The sequence below is a fragment of the Flavobacterium keumense genome (genome assembly GCF_029866485.1).
Lineage (GTDB): Bacteria > Bacteroidota > Bacteroidia > Flavobacteriales > Flavobacteriaceae > Flavobacterium > Flavobacterium keumense.
The window spans coordinates 205,620-222,668 of record NZ_CP092332.1 but is presented as its reverse complement, the minus strand read 5'-3'; the positions used below and the strand labels follow the sequence as shown (position 1 = coordinate 222,668).

Annotated in this window: 16 protein-coding genes; 12 read left to right on the top strand and 4 right to left on the bottom strand. The window is 33.8% G+C overall.

What is annotated here, in order from left to right; translation table 11 throughout:
- The first annotated feature begins 54 nt into the window (after positions 1 to 54).
- A complete protein-coding gene (gene dnaG, locus MG292_RS00945) occupies positions 55 to 2,031 on the top strand; it encodes a DNA primase (RefSeq protein ID WP_264532461.1) in 1,977 nt (658 codons plus the stop codon).
- Between the two features lie 59 nt (positions 2,032 to 2,090).
- Here the strand turns inward: dnaG and MG292_RS00940 are convergent, their stop codons facing one another.
- Both MG292_RS00940 and nadE read right to left on the bottom strand, forming a co-directional pair.
- Positions 2,091 to 2,720: a response regulator transcription factor gene (locus MG292_RS00940; RefSeq protein ID WP_264532462.1), complete on the bottom strand. Its 630-nt coding sequence runs from the start codon at positions 2,718 to 2,720 to the stop codon at positions 2,091 to 2,093.
- Positions 2,721 to 2,813: 93 nt separating this feature from the next.
- Positions 2,814 to 3,620, bottom strand: a complete 807-nt coding sequence (nadE, locus tag MG292_RS00935; RefSeq protein WP_264532463.1) for an NAD(+) synthase — start codon at positions 3,618 to 3,620, stop codon at positions 2,814 to 2,816.
- A 166-nt stretch (positions 3,621 to 3,786) separates the two neighbouring features.
- Here nadE and gldB point away from each other — a divergent pair, with 166 nt between their 5' ends.
- The gene (gene gldB / locus MG292_RS00930; RefSeq protein WP_264532464.1) at positions 3,787 to 4,743 is read left to right on the top strand and encodes a gliding motility lipoprotein GldB; all 957 of its coding nucleotides are present in this window, start codon (positions 3,787 to 3,789) and stop codon (positions 4,741 to 4,743) included.
- Complete coding sequence (gene gldC, locus MG292_RS00925) at positions 4,743 to 5,078, top strand: gliding motility protein GldC (protein ID WP_264532465.1); 336 nt, start codon at positions 4,743 to 4,745, stop codon at positions 5,076 to 5,078. The genes gldB and gldC overlap by 1 nt, the downstream gene beginning before the upstream one ends.
- A 61-nt stretch (positions 5,079 to 5,139) precedes the next feature.
- Here gldC and yihA read toward each other — a convergent pair whose 3' ends face one another.
- Positions 5,140 to 5,760, bottom strand: a complete 621-nt coding sequence (gene yihA, locus MG292_RS00920) for a ribosome biogenesis GTP-binding protein YihA/YsxC (RefSeq protein ID WP_264532466.1) — start codon at positions 5,758 to 5,760, stop codon at positions 5,140 to 5,142.
- Positions 5,761 to 5,775: 15 nt separating this feature from the next.
- Positions 5,776 to 6,549 (bottom strand): alpha/beta fold hydrolase, encoded by a 774-nt coding sequence (locus MG292_RS00915; protein WP_264532467.1) that lies wholly within the window; start codon positions 6,547 to 6,549, stop codon positions 5,776 to 5,778.
- A gap of 306 nt (positions 6,550 to 6,855) precedes the next feature.
- Between MG292_RS00915 and MG292_RS00910 the strand changes: the two genes are divergently transcribed.
- From MG292_RS00910 to murG, 9 genes are read left to right on the top strand one after another with little or no spacing between them, the layout of a single operon-like run.
- Positions 6,856 to 7,329 carry a division/cell wall cluster transcriptional repressor MraZ gene (locus MG292_RS00910; RefSeq protein WP_264532468.1) on the top strand — a complete coding sequence of 158 codons (474 nt, stop codon included), beginning with the start codon at positions 6,856 to 6,858 and terminating at the stop codon, positions 7,327 to 7,329.
- Positions 7,304 to 8,212, top strand: a complete 909-nt coding sequence (gene rsmH, locus MG292_RS00905; protein WP_264532469.1) for a 16S rRNA (cytosine(1402)-N(4))-methyltransferase RsmH — start codon at positions 7,304 to 7,306, stop codon at positions 8,210 to 8,212. The genes MG292_RS00910 and rsmH overlap by 26 nt, the downstream gene beginning before the upstream one ends.
- A gap of 1 nt (position 8,213) precedes the next feature.
- A complete protein-coding gene (locus MG292_RS00900) occupies positions 8,214 to 8,561 on the top strand; it encodes an FtsL-like putative cell division protein (protein ID WP_264532470.1) in 348 nt (115 codons plus the stop codon).
- Positions 8,552 to 10,555 (top strand): penicillin-binding transpeptidase domain-containing protein, encoded by a 2,004-nt coding sequence (locus tag MG292_RS00895; protein WP_264532471.1) that lies wholly within the window; start codon positions 8,552 to 8,554, stop codon positions 10,553 to 10,555. The genes MG292_RS00900 and MG292_RS00895 overlap by 10 nt, the downstream gene beginning before the upstream one ends.
- Positions 10,552 to 12,015 (top strand): UDP-N-acetylmuramoyl-L-alanyl-D-glutamate--2,6-diaminopimelate ligase, encoded by a 1,464-nt coding sequence (locus tag MG292_RS00890; RefSeq protein ID WP_264532472.1) that lies wholly within the window; start codon positions 10,552 to 10,554, stop codon positions 12,013 to 12,015. Before MG292_RS00895 ends, MG292_RS00890 begins: the two co-directional genes overlap by 4 nt.
- A gap of 6 nt (positions 12,016 to 12,021) precedes the next feature.
- Positions 12,022 to 13,251, top strand: a complete 1,230-nt coding sequence (mraY, locus tag MG292_RS00885) for a phospho-N-acetylmuramoyl-pentapeptide-transferase (RefSeq protein ID WP_264532473.1) — start codon at positions 12,022 to 12,024, stop codon at positions 13,249 to 13,251.
- Positions 13,252 to 14,586, top strand: coding sequence for a UDP-N-acetylmuramoyl-L-alanine--D-glutamate ligase (gene murD, locus MG292_RS00880; RefSeq protein WP_264532474.1), 1,335 nt, complete (start codon positions 13,252 to 13,254; stop codon positions 14,584 to 14,586). It begins immediately after the preceding gene.
- Between the two features lie 39 nt (positions 14,587 to 14,625).
- On the top strand, positions 14,626 to 15,918 hold the full coding sequence (locus tag MG292_RS00875; RefSeq protein WP_264532475.1) for an FtsW/RodA/SpoVE family cell cycle protein: 1,293 nt from the start codon (positions 14,626 to 14,628) through the stop codon (positions 15,916 to 15,918).
- A gap of 9 nt (positions 15,919 to 15,927) precedes the next feature.
- Complete coding sequence (gene murG, locus MG292_RS00870) at positions 15,928 to 17,016, top strand: undecaprenyldiphospho-muramoylpentapeptide beta-N-acetylglucosaminyltransferase (protein WP_264532476.1); 1,089 nt, start codon at positions 15,928 to 15,930, stop codon at positions 17,014 to 17,016.
- Positions 17,017 to 17,049 lie beyond the last annotated feature (33 nt).

The window sequence follows — 17,049 nt, the reverse complement described above, 5'->3', positions numbered from 1 at the left end:
ACATTACAAATCGATTTGAAACTTTGTATATTTGTTTTTTGCTACAAAATAAGCATGATATCAAAAAACACCATAGATACCGTTTATGAAACTGCCCGAGTTGAGGAGGTTATTGGAGATTTTGTTCAATTAAAACGCGCAGGAACAAATTTTAAGGGGCTTAGTCCTTTTTCAGATGAGCGCTCTCCCTCTTTTATGGTTTCTCCTGTAAAACAAATTTGGAAAGATTTTAGTTCTGGAAAAGGAGGCAATGTTGTCGCTTTTTTGATGGAACACGAGCATTTTACCTATCCAGAAGCGATACGGTATCTTGCAAAAAAATATAATATTGAAATAGAGGAAACAGAGCAAACAGATGAAGAGAAGGCCAATGCAGATATTAAAGAAAGTATGTATTTGGTTTCAGAGTTTGCAAAAAATTATTTTCACAATACATTACTGCATTCAGAAGAGGGCAAAGCTATTGGGCTTTCCTATTTTAAAGAAAGAGGATTTACTAATGAAACTATACAAAAATTTGGTTTAGGTTATTCTCCCGAAGCTTGGGATGCTTTTACAAAAGAAGCTTTAGGAAAGGGATATAAATTAGAATTTTTAGAAAGTACAGGCTTAACTATTCCCAAAGAAGACAAACCTTTTGATCGATTTAAAGGGCGTGTTATGTTTCCAATACATAGTATGTCAGGAAGAGTATTGGGTTTTGGGGGTAGGATTTTAACGAATGATAAGAAAGCAGCTAAGTATCTGAATTCTCCAGAGAGCGAGATTTACCATAAGACTAAAGTGCTGTATGGTATCTACCAAGCAAAACAAGCCATTGCAAAGTTGAATAATTGTTACTTAGTTGAAGGTTATACAGATGTAATTCAATTCCATCAAGCAGGAATAGAAAATGTTGTTGCTTCTTCAGGTACTGCCTTAACTCCTGACCAAATTAGATTAATTAATAGGTTAACAAAAAATATAACAGTACTCTTTGATGGTGATGCAGCAGGCCTTAGAGCTTCAATACGAGGGATCGATTTGATACTAGAAGAAGGCATGAATGTAAAGGTGTGTGCATTTCCTGATGGGGAAGACCCGGATAGCTTTGCTAAAAAAACATCGTATGATGATTTAATTGCCTATCTTGAAAATAATGCCAAAGATTTCATTCAGTTTAAAGCTTCGCTTTTAATAAAAGAAGCCCAGAACGATCCTATAAAAAAAGCCGATTTGATTAGAGATATGGTACAAAGTATTTCTAAAATTCCAGATCGAATTCAGCGAGAGATCTATATTCAGGAGTGTTCTCGAATAATGGATATTTCAGAACAGGTCTTGATGAGTACTTTAGCGCAATTGGTACAAAAGGATATTGCTGAAATAGGAAAGAAACAAAAACAAGAACAGAAGGCTTTTGAAATTGTTAAAAATGAAACCTCAATTCAGACTGAGAAGTTGGATATTTTGTATCAACTGGAGCGAAAAATAATTGAAATATTATTACTTTACGGTGATATGACAGAGATGTTTCAAGATGTACTTTTAAAAACAAATTCAGAAGGGAAAATCGAACAAATAGTAGAAAAAAAGGAATACAAAGTATACCAGCGCATTTATCTTAGTTTACAAGAGGATGAGGTGGAGTTAGCTAATCCTTTGTTTAGGGCATTATTTAATGATTTGATTACCTATTATTTGCAAAATGAAAATTCTGGAATTGAGAATTATCTAAAACAGTTGCCAGAAGCTTTTGCACAAGAAGTTACAGATATATTAATGGAAGATGAACGCCTTAATCTCCATAATTGGGACGGGCAGAATATTTTTGTTAAACAAAAAAAAGAAACTATAAGTCAATATACTTCTGAAATAATTATTTCAATGCGGGAGTATTTAATTAATAAATTAATTTTAGACTTAGTAAATGAATTCTCCGATAAGCTAGAAGAAGAACAAGAAGAATTGAAAGTGATGATTAATGATTACAATAAGTTAAAAGTTAACTTAACGGCAACAATAGGTAGAATTAGGTCCACTTATATTTAAACAAAAAAATGAAAATCCTTAGACTCCCATTTTTTTGTTTATTACTAATTGTTTTTTGTCTAAACAATTTCTAATGTCTTAGCTTTATTCACTAGATCGACTAAATTGGTCACGTTTAATTTAGTAAGTAATCGTAGTTTATAGGTGCTAATTGTTTTTTCATTTAATTTAAGAATGGTAGCAATCTCGTGATTTTTTTTACCATCACTTAGATACCGTAGAACCTCAACTTCTCTATTAGAAAGTTTACGATACAATCGTTCGTTTTTACTTTTTTTAGCAAGTAAGGCAAAGCTTTTTTTGATTTCTTCGTTCATTACAATTTTACCTTCATGTGCTTTAATGATGGCATCGGCTAAAGTCCCTAATTTTTCGTTTTTGTGAATAAATCCGGCAGCACCTGCTTTAATAACGTTTGGAGCGTAAATTTGTTCTGGCAGTCCACTATAAATAATAATTTTAGTGTTTGGAAAATTTTTAACGATTGATTTTATCGTAATAATGCTAGACAAGCCTTCTAGTTCTAAATCTAAAAGCAAAACATCTATTTCTTTTTCTAGAAGAATGTCATTCAGCATTGAAAAATTTCCAATATTAGCTACAATTGAAATGTCTTTGTGATCTTTGAAATAGGATTTTATTCCAAAATGAACCACAGGATAATTATCGGCGACACATACCTTAATCATAATGTTGTTTTTAAGAATTAATAATTTGTTGTTTTTGGAACCGTAAAAGTAACAAATAAATTATCTAAATAACTGCAAATCAGTTAAAATGTATTATTTTAACGATTCTGGAATAATACAAACAGGAATAGGGTTCATCTTATGTTGATTTACAGTGTTTAAGCGTTTGTAGATTTCAAAAACCGTTTGTTCTCTTCCTGAAAATGAATCTGCAGAATTTCCTTTTTCATCTTGTAACATGGCCCATTCTAATTCGTCATAACTAGCTCCTAATTGGTCCTCATCTGTTCTGTCATCACCAAATAGTCCATCAGTGGGAGAAGCTTTCAATATAGATTCTGGAACTTTTAAAAAGGCACCTAGCGCAAAAACATCAGATTTCATTAAATCGGCAATTGGACTCAAATCAACTCCTCCATCCCCATATTTTGTATAAAAACCTACTCCAAAATCTTCTACTTTATTTCCCGTTCCAGCTACTAATAAGCCATAAATCCCACCATAATAGTACAGAGTAGTCATTCTAATTCTAGCGCGAGTATTGGCTAAAGTTAAGTTGAGTTGATGTTCGTGAATATCGTTTGGGACTACTTTTTTGAAAGATTCAAAAACGGATGTTAAATTGGATTCAGCACGAGAAACATTAGGAAATCGTTGCATTAATTGGTTAATATGTTCTTTTGCACGATTAATTTGACTTTCTGCTTGATGAATTGGCATTTCAACGCATACAACTTTAAGTCCTGTTTGTGCACAAAGAGTTGATGTAACTGCTGAGTCAATTCCTCCCGAAATACCCACAACAAAACCATTTACTTTTGCGTTAGTAGCGTAGGTTTTTAGCCAATTTACAATAAATTCATTTGCCTTTTCAACTTGAAGGGTGCTTTTTTTCGACATAATAATTTAAGTATTAAAAAGTAGGGATGTATATTTGCAAAACCATTTTGAAATCATCTGTTTTCTACTACTTTGAAAACAAATTTAATTAATAAATGTGAAACTAGGCGTAACTAATTTATTTTTACAATAAAACACATCAAGTGTTGCAATTAAATTTTCTTGTATGAGGGTGTATCTGTTTTCAATTGTTTTTTGTTTTGCATTTTTTTCTTGTGATAAAAAGGCATCGGTAGAAAAAGAAGTGAAAGAAATTCCTGTTGCGATCAAAGTGGAACGATTTGACAAAGTGTTTTTTGAGTCGAAACCAGAAGATTTACAAAAAATAAAGCAACAATATCCTTTTTTCTTCCCGGTAGGAGTTCCAGATAGTGTTTGGGTTAATAAAATTCAACATCCGTTGTGGAGAGAGTTATATAAAGAGGTTCAGAAAAAATATAGCAACATTGAACCTGTTCAGTCTGATATGGTTACCTTGTTTAAGCATATTAAGCATTATTTTCCTAAAACAAGAACCCCTAAATTGATTACTGTTATTGCAGAAATGGATTATACTAATAAATCCATTTATGCAGATAGCTTGGTTATTGTGTCCCTTGAGTTGTATTTGGGTAAGAATCATAAATTTTATGAATTTCCAAAGTATATTAAACAAAATTTTGAGCAGCGACAAATTATGCCTGATGTTGTTACTAGTTTTGCAACAAGTAAAATAGGAATAAATAAAGACAAAACGCTTCTGGGTCAGATGGTATATTATGGAAAACAATTGTATTTGAAGGATTTATTATTGCCAAGTTATACTGATGCTGAAAAAATTGGCTATACTTCAAAGCAAATCATTTGGTGTCAAGAAAATGAAATGTATATTTGGAGGTATTTTTTAGAAAACAATCTTCTTTATAGTGATGACTCTAAATTGAGTTCTCGTTTCATTGCTCCGGCTCCGTTTTCTAAATTTTATTTAGAAATAGACAACGATTCTCCTGGTCAAGTTGGAGCTTGGATGGGATGGCAAATAGTCCGTTCGTTTGCAGAGAATAATACGGTTGCTTTGACTGATTTGTTAAAAATGCCAGCTAAAGAAATATTTGAAAAATCTAAATATAAACCAAAGAAATAATGTCAGAAACGATCACTTCAGAAATTAAGTTTGAGATTGAGCTAGATGCTAATCGGGTGCCTGAAAAGTTGTCTTGGACAGCTGCAGATGGAGGTGTTACTAAGGAAGAGGCAAAAGCCATAATGCTGTCTATTTGGGATAGTAAAGCAAAAGAAACGATGCGCATCGATTTATGGACTAAAGATATGCCCGTGGACGAGATGAAGATTTTCTTTCATCAAACTTTAGTTGCTATGTCAGATACCTTTAAACGCGCCACTGATGATGAAAAGATGGCCAATACAATGAAGGATTTTTGTGACTATTTTGCTGAAAAACTAGAATTGATTAAATAAACACCAAATATTCGTAAAAAAAACCAAAACAACGTTTTGGTTTTTTTGTTTTTATTAAAGATTAAAATTCATTTTGACTTTTAATAACCGCTAGATTTACTTCGTCTATATAATTTAAAAGCGTTTCTTTTCCTATGGATTCTGTTGATGAGGTAACAAAATATTGTGGCATTTCGGCCCAATTATTAGCCAACATTTTTTTCTTATAAGCCGCAATATGTGAATCTATTTTTGTTTTACTTATTTTATCAGCCTTTGTAAAAATGATGCAAAATGGAATCTCGCTTTCACCCATATAGGACATGAATTCGATATCAATAGTTTGCGCTTCGTGTCGGATATCAATTAAAACAAAAGCACAAACTAATTGTTCTCTAGTTTCAAAATAATTAGTAATAAATTGCTGAAAAATATTTTTTGTTTTTTTAGAAACTTTGGCATAACCATATCCAGGTAGATCGACTAGGAACCAATTTTTGTTAATTAAAAAATGATTGATTAATTGAGTTTTTCCTGGTTTTCCTGAAGTTTTAGCTAAATTTTTATTATTGGTTAGCATATTAATTAGAGAAGATTTCCCTACATTAGAACGACCAATAAAAGCGTATTCAGGTAAAAAATCTTTCGGACATTTATCAACCTGCGAATTGCTAATAATAAATTCAGCGCTAGTAATTTTCATGGCTATTTTTTAGATCTATGATACAGGTTTAAAAACAGTTGTGAACCATTCTTCTAAAATTCTGTTGAATTCGTCAGGATGTTCCATCATAGCAGCATGACCACATTTATCAATCCAATACAATGTTGAATTGGGTAGTAAATTATGAAATTCTTCAGCCACCTCTGGAGGTGTTACTTTGTCATTTTTACCCCAAATGATACAAGTTTGCACTTTCATTTTGGGAAGATCCTTTGCCATGTTATGTCGAATGGCACTTTTTGCAATTGTCAATGTTTTTATTAATTTAATTCTATCATTAACAGAGGCATAGACTTCGTCAACAAGTTCAGGAGTAGCTACTTTTGGATCGTAAAAGACATCTTCAGCTTTTTTCTTAATGTATTCATAATCCCCTCTTTTAGGGTAGCTATCGCCCATAGCACTTTCGTACAATCCAGAACTCCCTGTGATTACTAGTCCAGCTACTTTTTCTGGGTACATTTTAGTGTGGTACAATGCAATATGCCCGCCTAACGAATTTCCTAGTAAAATTACATTATCAAGACCTTTAAAAGTAATGAAATCCTTTACATATTTGGCAAAGGCTTTGACATTCGTTTTTAGAATATTTTGGGTGTAGATAGGTAAATCTGGAATAATTATTTTGTATCCTTTGGTCGAAAAATAGCGAGCAACTCCATCAAAATTACTTAATCCGCCCATTAGACCGTGTAAAATAACAATAGGAGTTCCTTCTCCGGCTTCAAAATAACTGTATTTACCTTCTTTTTTATAGTGTTCTTCCATTTTTTCGGATCCCAATTTTTTCAATTTTGACAAATATAGGATTTAATACATAAAAATCGATTTCTGATTAGATTTTTTCCATCTACAAGTCTTTTTTTATTGTAAAAAACTAAACAAAATTCTTTTTGTTGAACCAAGTCTTTAACAAAATTTACAAACAAGATAAATTAAACTTAAGCCTCTGATTGTATAGAAAATAAGGATTTTGGAAGAAAAATGGGGAAACTTATTAACAAAGTGGTATTTTGTGGTAAAATGTGGTAAAATATTTTATATTTTTGCTTTGTATCATTTAAAATGAATTTTTTGAACACAATAGTTGGGACATACGAATGTAAAGTGGATGCAAAAGGTAGGGTTTTGATGCCTTCTCCTTTGAAAAAACAATTGATCTCTTCGTTGCAGGAAGGGTTTGTATTGAAGCGTTCTGTTTTTCAGCCTTGTTTGGAGCTGTATCCTATGCAAGAATGGAATGTAATGATGCAAAAAATCAATAAGCTGAATCGTTTTGTTAAGAAGAACAATGATTTTATTCGTCGTTTTACGGCAGGTGTTAAGGTAGTTGAGATAGATGCTTTGGGTAGGTTATTGGTTCCTAAAGATTTGATAGGTTTTGCAAGTATCACCAAAGATGTCGTTTTTTCTTCGGCAGTTACTATTGTTGAAATCTGGGATAAGGATTTATATGAAAAATCAATAAATGGAGAAGATGTTGATTTTGCTGATTTGGCAGAGGATGTGATGGGTAATGTAAATGAAGGTGACAATGGAATATCATAATCCAGTTTTGCTGCTTGAATCAGTAGATGGCTTGAATATAAAACCTGATGGGATTTATGTAGATGTTACTTTTGGTGGCGGTGGGCATTCCAGAGAGATTTTAAGTAGGTTGGGACCAAATGGTAAATTGTTTGCTTTTGATCAAGATGAAGATGCTTTAGCAAATGCAATACAAGACGAGAGGGTTGTTCTCATTAATGAAAATTTCAGATTTATTAAACGTTTTTTGCGTTTTCATAATGTTAAAGCGGTCGATGGGATACTAGGAGATTTAGGTGTTTCATCTCATCAGTTTGATGTGGCCGAGAGAGGATTTTCAACACGATTTGATGCCGAGTTGGATATGAGAATGAGTCAAAAGAATGATTTGAATGCGTATCGCGTGGTGAATGAGTATGACGAAGAAAATTTACGTAGGGTGTTTTTGGATTATGGAGAGTTGAAGAATGCTCCGGCTATTGCTAGAGTCATTTTGGAAGCAAGAGAAAAACATCCTATTAAAAATACAGAGGAGTTAAAACAGGTTTTGAGTCGGTTTTTGCCAACTCATAAAAGTCATAAAATTTTAGCTCAAATGTACCAGGCAATACGCATAGAGGTAAATCAAGAAATGGATGTTTTAAAAGAGTTTTTGGAACAGTCATTAGAAGTTTTGAAGCCTGGGGGTAGGTTGAGTATTATCTCGTACCATTCTCTTGAGGATAGATTAGTGAAACGATTTATTAAAAATGGAATGTTTGAAGGAGAGCCAGAACGTGATTTTTTTGGCAACTTTTCTGTACCATTTCGAACCATTGGAAAGTTAATTGTACCCAATAACGAACAAATAAAAGAAAATAACAGAGCGCGAAGTGCTAAGTTAAGAATTGCAGAAAAGATATAGTATGAAACATGGTGTATATAGTATATTAAAAGCGCGGTTTCTTCTCGATGAGGATGCAATTAAAAACTGGCGATTTATCGTATTTATTATACTACTTGCTATTGCAATGATTGCCAATACACAAAGCTATGAACAAAAAGTCTTTAGAATTGCAGAGTTGACTAATGAAGTAAAGGAGTTGCGTTCAGAATTTGTGGACAGACGTTCGGAATTGATGAAATTAAAGATGGAGTCCACGATTGCTCAAAAAATGGAGGCAAAACAAATAAAACCATCAACGGTTCCTCCAGTTAAAATAAAAGTAAAAAAAGAAGAAGAAAAAGGATTTTTTAGTCAATTATGGCAGTAGAAGATAAACATATTTCAAATAGAATTTATCTAGTGGCTTTAGCTATGTTCTTGATGGCTGTGGCTATTGTTGTAAAATTGACTAATATTCAATGGGTAGAAGGGGCTCATTATAGAAAATTAGCAAAAGAAAGAACCGTTAAAAACTTTGTGATACCCGCTAATAAGGGTAATATTTATTCGGCTGATGGGAGTTTGTTAGCCACTTCAATTCCTAATTACGAGATTCGTTTTGATGCCATGGCACCTAAAACAGAATTGTTTCAAAGAGCGGTTGACTCTTTAGCCGATTCATTAGCCTATCTACTAGGCAAACCATCTCATTTTTATGAAAATGAATTGAGGAAAGCTAGGGCTAAACAGAATAGATACTTCTTAATTGCTCGTAATTTAAATTATACAAATTATGTTAAGATAAAAGGTTTTCCCCTTTTTAAAGAAGGAGCTAATAAAGGAGGTATTATTGTTGCGCAAAAAACTATTAGAGAATATCCTATTGGTAAAATAGCCGAAAGAACCATTGGTTATGAAAGGGTTAAGCCAGACCACACACATGATGGAAAAGGTATTGAATGGGCTTATAGAAATTATTTAAATGGGAAAGATGGTAAAATTCTAAAACAAAAAATAGCTAAAGGACAATGGAAACCTATTAGAGATTTGAATGAAGTAGATCCAATAGATGGGTATGATGTTATTTCTACAATTGATGTGTTTATTCAAGATATTGCACATCACGCTTTGTTAAAACAATTAGAAGAATACGAAGCAGAACATGGTTGTGTTGTAGTAATGGAAACCAAAACAGGTCGAATTAAGGCGATTTCTAATTTAGGGAGAGATGATTCTGATGGGACCTATTATGAAACTCAAAATTACGCGATCACTGAGGCTCATGACCCAGGTTCAACATTTAAGTTAGTTGATTTAATGGCAGTTCTTGAAGATAAGGTGGCTGATACAAGTACTGTTTTTGATGCTAACGGTGGAATAATCAGAATTCATGGTAAACCAGTTGAAGATTCTCATCATGGTCTAGGTAAAGTTTCCTTGGCCCATGGGTTCGAAGTGTCTTCTAATACTGTAATGGTTCAATCTGTTTATAAAAATTATAGAAACAATCCATCCAAATTCATTAAACATATTGAATCTTGGGGATTAGATAAAAAAATAGGATTAGAATTAAAAGGAGAAGCCACTCCAAAAATTCCTAAGCCAGGAGAAAAGGGCTGGTCTGCACTTTCATTGCCTTGGATGGCTTTTGGGTACGGAATTAATGTTACCCCAATGCAAACCTTAACCTATTATAATGCAGTGGCAAATAATGGGGTGATGGTAAAACCTCAGTTGGTTTCAGAGATAAAAAAATGGAATACTACAATTAAGAAAATTCAGCCACAAATTATAAATCCTAGGGTGTGTTCGCCAGAAACATTAAAGAAAATCCGAGTGGTGTTAGAAAATGTTGTTAGAAGAGGAACGGCTAAGAGTTTGTATACCAAAGAGTTTCCTATGGCTGGAAAGACTGGTACGGCGCAAATGAATTATGGCAACAAATCAGGATCTGGAATGTATTATGCGTCTTCCTTTGTGGGCTATTTTCCTGCAAATAAACCGCAATATACATGTATAGTGGTGGTTCATAGACCTAACACTGCTCATAACAATTATTATGGTGCTGATGTAGCAGGTCCTGTTTTTAAGCGAATCGCTCAAAAAATATTTACAGATGCTCCATCCACTAACGAGATTAGAAAAATTGATAGAAAAATCCCAAAACAGGAATTGGATTATGCAGCCTATTATAATCATTCTCAGAAAAAACAAAATGTGATTCCAGATGTTAAAGGAATGTCGGGAATGGACGCGGTAGCGCTTTTAGAAAATTTGGGAATTCGAGTAAAAATTAAAGGAATTGGGAAAGTGAAAAAACAATCCCTTCAAGCGGGTCAAAATATAGCTAAAAACACAACCATAGTATTAGAATTATCGTGAGTATCTTAAAAGACATATTGTATAAAGTAGCTATCGAAGCGATACAAGGTTCGACAGAAATTACTATTGGTAAAATCGATTTTGATTCCAGAAAAATGGAACAAAATGATGTTTTTGTAGCCATTCGAGGTACTATTTCTGATGGACACGATTTCATTGGAAAAGCTATTGAATTAGGAGCAAAAGCAATTGTTTGTGAAAGCATTCCAGAAAATATAGTGAAAGGAATTACCTATATTCAAGTTACAGACACTAATACAGCTTTAGCAACTCTAGCGGCTAATTATTTTGATAACCCGTCACAAAAATTACGATTGGTTGGTGTGACTGGAACCAATGGCAAGACTACTATTGCATCATTATTGTATCAATTGTATAAAAAAGCGGGATACAAAGTAGGCTTACTTTCTACCGTAAAAATTATGGTAGATGAAGTAGAATTTAAAGCTACACATACTACACCTGATTCGATTACTATTAATCATTATCTAGCAAAAATGGTAGCTGCTGGAGTGGAGTACTGTTTTATGGAGGTGAGTTCACACGGAATTCATCAAAAACGTACCGAAGCTCTGCATTTTGTTGGTGGCGTATTTACTAATTTGTCTCACGACCATTTGGATTATCATGCCACGTTTGCGGAGTATAGAGATGTAAAAAAATCATTCTTTGATCATTTACCAAAAACAGCTTTTGCTTTATCTAATCTAGACGATAAAAACGGACCTGTTTTATTACAAAATACAGTAGCTAAAAAATGTACTTATGCCCTAAAGTCGTATGCAGATTATAAAGCACAAATTTTAGAAAGTCAATTATCTGGTTTGTTGTTGAAGATTAATGGCAATGAAGTTTGGGTAAAATTAATAGGAACTTTTAATGCTTATAATTTATTAGCCATCTACGGTACGGCGATTGAATTAGGAATGGATAGCTTGGAAGCACTTCGATTATTATCGGAGTTAGAAAGTGTTTCAGGGCGTTTCCAATATATTGTTTCAGAGGGCAATATTACCGCGATTGTTGATTATGCACATACGCCAGACGCTTTGGAAAACGTGTTGAAAACGATTAACGATATCCGTACCAAAAACGAACAATTAATCACTGTTGTGGGTTGTGGAGGGAATCGCGATAAAGCAAAACGTCCCGTAATGGGAAGTATTGCATCAGACTTAAGCGATAAAGCAATTTTGACTTCGGATAATCCTAGAAATGAGGATGCCGAAGTAATCATTAGCGAAATGGAACAAGGAGTTGCACCGCAAAACTTTAAAAGAATTTTATCGATTACCGATAGAAAGCAAGCAATTAAAACTGCTTGTCAATTGGCTCAGCCTAATGATATTATTTTAATCGCCGGGAAAGGTCATGAAACCTATCAAGAAATCAATGGTGTTCGCCACGATTTTGACGATATGAAAATTGTAAAAGAACTATTAGAACAACTCCATAAATAGAACATTATGCTGTATTACTTATTTGAATATTTAGATAAAACCTTGAATATACCAGGAACTGGAGTTTTTCAATATATTACGTTTAGATCGGGCTTAGCGTTTATGTTGTCATTGCTATTGTCTACTATTTATGGTAAGAGAATTATTAATTTTTTGCGCAATCAACAAGTAGGAGAAACTGTTCGCGAACTTGGGTTAGCAGGACAAAATGAAAAAGCAGGGACACCAACTATGGGTGGTTTGATTATCATTTTTGCAACCTTGTTGCCTGTTATATTGTTTGCCAAATTGCACAATATTTATATCGTATTGCTTATTGTAACTACTTTGTGGATGGGAACAATTGGGTTTATCGATGATTATATCAAAATTTTTAAGAAAGACAAACAAGGTCTAAAAGGTATTTTTAAAGTATTTGGACAAGTTGGATTAGGAGTAATAGTTGGGTCGGTATTGTATTTTAGTCCAGCGGTTACGGTATTAAAAAATGCTGCCAATTCTCCAGTTATTAAGCAAACTACCATCAGTTCAATAGTTCAAGCTCCTGTTGAAGTTAAATCAACAGCTACTACAATTCCTTTTTTTAAAAATAACGCATTTGATTATGCAGAAATCTTGGCTTGGACTGGCGAAGGCTATCAAAATTGGGCTTGGCTAATCTTTATTCCAGTCGTAATTTTTATTATTACAGCAGTATCTAACGGTGCGAATCTTACTGACGGTATTGACGGATTGGCAGCAGGAACTTCTGCAGTATCAGTTTTGGCATTGGGAATTTTTACTTTTCTTTCTGGAAACATCATTTTTTCGAATTATTTGAACATTATGTATATCCCAAATTCAGGAGAAATGACAGTATTTATTTCTGCTTTTGTCGGGGCATTGATTGGGTTTCTTTGGTACAATTCGTATCCAGCATCGGTTTTTATGGGGGATACAGGAAGTTTAACTATTGGAGGAATTATAGCAGTATTGGCAATAGCCGTTCGTAAAGAAATGCTAATTCCTTTGTTATGTGGAATTTTCTTAGCAGAGAATCTATCAGTAGTGCTTCAAGTAGCTTATTTCAAATACACCAAGAAACGTTTTGGCGAAGGCCGAAGAATATTTTTGATGTCGCCTTTGCATCACCATTATCAGAAAAAAGGGTATCACGAAAGTAAGATTGTTACCCGATTTTGGATTGTAGCAATTATGTTGGCCATTCTGTCCATTGTGACTTTAAAACTACGATAGATGAGATTAGTTGTTTTAGGTGGTGGCGAAAGCGGAGTGGGAACAGCCATTCTGGGAAAGAAAAAAGGATATGAAGTTTTTGTGTCCGATTTTGGAAAGATAAAAGAAAATTACAAAGAAGTTCTTAATCATAATGCAATAGCTTGGGAAGAGGAAACACATACAGAATCTTTGATTTTGAATGCAGATGTGGTGATGAAAAGTCCTGGAATTCCTGATAAATCCCCCATTGTGAAAAAGCTAATCGAAAACGGAATCAAGGTAATTTCAGAAATTGAGTTTGCTGCTCCTTTTACCAAAGCGATTACAATAGGGATTACAGGGAGTAATGGTAAAACAACTACTACGATGTTGACCTATCATTTGCTCAAATCAGCAGGATTGAATGTGGGATTGGGAGGAAACATCGGAAAAAGTTTTGCTTGGCAGGTTGCCGACAATGATTTTGATTACTACGTTTTAGAGTTGAGTAGTTTTCAATTGGACGGAATTATTAATTATAAACCACATATCGCCATTATAACGAATATTAGTCCAGATCATTTGGATCGTTACGATTACAAGTATGAAAATTACATCGATTCGAAGTTTAGAATTACAATGAATCAAACTGAAGAAGATTATTTGATTTATGACGCCGAAGACGAAGCTATAGCCAATTGGTTAACAAAAAATAAAACAAAAGCAACATTAATTCCTTTCTCGTTGAGCCCAATTTTCACAGAAGGAGCCTTTATAAAAGATAATAAAATGGAAGTAAAGATGATGAATCACGAAGAATTTTCAATGGAAACAGAATCAATCGCATTAGAAGGGAAACACAACATGAAGAATGCAATGGCAGCAACTTCTGTGGCTAAATTAATGCAAATTAGAAACGCAACCATTAGAGAAAGCTTGTCTAATTTTCAAGGAGTAGAACACCGTTTAGAAAAAGTATTGAAAATTCAAAACGTACAATACATCAACGATTCTAAAGCAACTAATGTGAATGCTTCTTTCTTTGCTTTGGATAGTATGACCACTCCAACAGTTTGGATTGTTGGAGGTGTTGATAAAGGAAATGATTACAACGAATTGATGTCTTTGGTTCATGAAAAAGTAAAAGGAATTATTTGCTTGGGTGTAGACAATAAAAAAATCATTGATGCTTTTGGAAATGTGGTTGATGTAATGGTAGAAGTAGACAATATGATTGATGCAGTTCGAATGGCACAACATATGGCAGAGAAAGGAGATACGGTTTTATTGTCTCCGGCTTGTGCTAGTTTTGATTTATTCGAAAATTACGAAGACAGAGGAAGACAATTCAAGCAAGCGGTATATAATCTCTAAAAAAATACAGCTAATTATTAGACTTTAGGCGATATGAAAATGAAACAGCTATTAAGCAATCTAAAAGGAGATAAGGTAATTTGGTCATTCTTGGCTTTATTGGCTTTGTTTTCCTTTATGCCTGTTTTTAGCGCCAGTACTAATTTAGCTTTTGGTCGTGATGGAGATGGTAATACATTAGCATATTTAATAAAACATTTGGCTCATTTAGGGATGGGTTTTATGATTATTTACTTTGTTCATAAAGTGCCATATCATTATTTTAGAGTCATTTCTAGGATAGGACTTCCTTTTGTTTGGGCATTATTAGTCCTTACTCTTTTTAAAGGGACTCATATTGGAGGAGCCAATGCCAGTCGTTGGTTACAGTTGCCATTTATTGGAATTTCATTTCAAACATCCTCAATTGCTGCTATAATGCTATACATCTATGTAGCTCGTTATCTTTCAAAAACAAGAGAAACTCCTATTACGTTTAAATCTTCTTTATTCGAATTGTGGTTGCCTGTATTTGTCACGTTGGCATTGATTTTGCCTGCCAACTTTTCTACTACAGCCTTAATGTTTGCTATGGTAGTTATGGTGGCTTTCATTGGTAAGTACCAATTAAAATATATTGGTTTTATTATTGGAATGGCAATTGCAGGGCTATTACTTTTCTTTTTGTTAGCAAAGGCATTACCTAATTCTAAATTTTTTAGTAGGGTAGGTACATGGACAAGTCGAATCGAAAATTTTAGTTCAGATAAACCTGGTGAAGATGACTACCAAATTGAAAAAGCTAAAATCGCAATTGCTTCAGGAAACCTATATGGTTTAGGTCCTGGGAAAAGTGTTCAAAGGCATTTTTTACCACAATCATCTTCTGATTTTATCTTTGCAATTATTATTGAAGAATATGGTTTAGTAGGAGGATTACTTGTACTTGGATTATATCTTTTACTGCTCTTTCGATTTGTAATCGCTGCCCATAAGGCCAATACACTCTTTGGAAAATTAGTTGTTATTAGTTTAGGTTTTCCAATGATCTTTCAGGCCTTAATTAATATGGCGGTAGCTGTAGAATTATTGCCTGTAACTGGACAAACCTTACCTCTGATAAGTAGTGGAGGTAGTTCTATTTGGATGACTTGCTTTGCACTTGGAATTATTATCAATGTGACCAAGAAAGAAGAAGAAATCGAACAAGAACAAAAAGAAGCTGCCAAACGTGAAGAAGCACTTCAAAAATTAATAGACCAACAGTTAGAGGCAGACGAACATAAGATATCAGAAAATTACTCCATACAAGACAGTTCAAAAAACCCAATAGATGCAGTCATCAATAAATAGAAAATAAAAATGAGAACATACAAATTCATATTAAGCGGAGGAGGAACAGGAGGACATATTTATCCAGCAATTGCTATCGCTAATGAATTGAAATCTCGTTTTCCTGAATCAGAAATTCTTTTCGTGGGTGCACAGGACAAAATGGAAATGCAAAAAGTGCCTCAGGCCGGGTATCCCATAAAAGGACTTTGGATTGCAGGCTTGCAAAGACGACTGACTTTTGATAATGCGTTGTTTCCAGTAAAGTTATTGAGTAGTTTGTTGAAGTCAAGACAAATTATTAAACAATTCAAACCTGATGTAGTAATTGGTACAGGAGGTTTTGCGAGTGGACCTTTGTTGCAAATGGCTAATAGTGCAGGGATACCTACTGTAATTCAAGAGCAAAATTCCTATCCTGGAATTACTAATAAATTATTGAGCAAGAAAGCCAATGCGATTTGTGTTGCTTACGAAAAACTAGAGCGCTTTTTTCCTAAAGAGAAAATCGTTTTAACCGGCAATCCTGTTCGTCAAGACTTGATTGCAATTGATGGTAAAAGAGCTGAAGGACTAGCACATTTTAATTTAGATCCAAATAAAAAGACCATTCTAATTTTGGGTGGGAGCTTGGGTGCGCGTCGCATCAATCAGTTGATTGAAAAAGAGTTGGAATTTTTCGCTTCGCAAAAAGTACAATTGCTTTGGCAATGCGGAAAATTGTATTTTGAAGAGTACCAAAAATACAATTCAGATAACGTACAGGTGATGGCCTTTGTAGAACGAATGGATTTGGTTTACGCTGCGGCAGATATTGTGATTTCGAGAGCGGGAGCTTCTTCTGTTTCGGAATTGTGCATTGTGGGGAAACCGGTGATTTTTATTCCGTCTCCTAATGTAGCCGAAGACCATCAAACTAAAAATGCTCAATCAGTTGCCGATAAAAATGGCGCTATTTTGATTCGTGAAAGTGAATTAGATACCGCTTTTGAATCAACTTTTTCAGATTTGATTACCAATGAAAGTAAGCAAAACGAATTGAGTCGAAACATCAAAAACTTGGCGTTGCCAAATGCAACCAAAGCCATAGTAGAAGAGATACTAAAACTAATAAAATAACAATTTCAATTTCAAAACTCAATGATAAAAATT

What these genes read in the sequence shown, in the direction of transcription:
- dnaG (WP_264532461.1), top strand. Translation starts at nt 55, where the DNA reads ATGATATCAAAAAACACCATAGATACCGTTTATGAAACTGCCCGAGTT.
- MG292_RS00940 (WP_264532462.1), bottom strand. Translation starts at nt 2,720, where the DNA reads ATGATTAAGGTATGTGTCGCCGATAATTATCCTGTGGTTCATTTTGGA.
- nadE (WP_264532463.1), bottom strand. Translation starts at nt 3,620, where the DNA reads ATGTCGAAAAAAAGCACCCTTCAAGTTGAAAAGGCAAATGAATTTATT.
- gldB (WP_264532464.1), top strand. Translation starts at nt 3,787, where the DNA reads ATGAGGGTGTATCTGTTTTCAATTGTTTTTTGTTTTGCATTTTTTTCT.
- gldC (WP_264532465.1), top strand. Translation starts at nt 4,743, where the DNA reads ATGTCAGAAACGATCACTTCAGAAATTAAGTTTGAGATTGAGCTAGAT.
- yihA (WP_264532466.1), bottom strand. Translation starts at nt 5,760, where the DNA reads ATGAAAATTACTAGCGCTGAATTTATTATTAGCAATTCGCAGGTTGAT.
- MG292_RS00915 (WP_264532467.1), bottom strand. Translation starts at nt 6,549, where the DNA reads ATGGAAGAACACTATAAAAAAGAAGGTAAATACAGTTATTTTGAAGCC.
- rsmH (WP_264532469.1), top strand. Translation starts at nt 7,304, where the DNA reads ATGAAGGTGACAATGGAATATCATAATCCAGTTTTGCTGCTTGAATCA.
- MG292_RS00900 (WP_264532470.1), top strand. Translation starts at nt 8,214, where the DNA reads ATGAAACATGGTGTATATAGTATATTAAAAGCGCGGTTTCTTCTCGAT.
- MG292_RS00895 (WP_264532471.1), top strand. Translation starts at nt 8,552, where the DNA reads ATGGCAGTAGAAGATAAACATATTTCAAATAGAATTTATCTAGTGGCT.
- mraY (WP_264532473.1), top strand. Translation starts at nt 12,022, where the DNA reads ATGCTGTATTACTTATTTGAATATTTAGATAAAACCTTGAATATACCA.
- murD (WP_264532474.1), top strand. Translation starts at nt 13,252, where the DNA reads ATGAGATTAGTTGTTTTAGGTGGTGGCGAAAGCGGAGTGGGAACAGCC.
- MG292_RS00875 (WP_264532475.1), top strand. Translation starts at nt 14,626, where the DNA reads ATGAAACAGCTATTAAGCAATCTAAAAGGAGATAAGGTAATTTGGTCA.
- murG (WP_264532476.1), top strand. Translation starts at nt 15,928, where the DNA reads ATGAGAACATACAAATTCATATTAAGCGGAGGAGGAACAGGAGGACAT.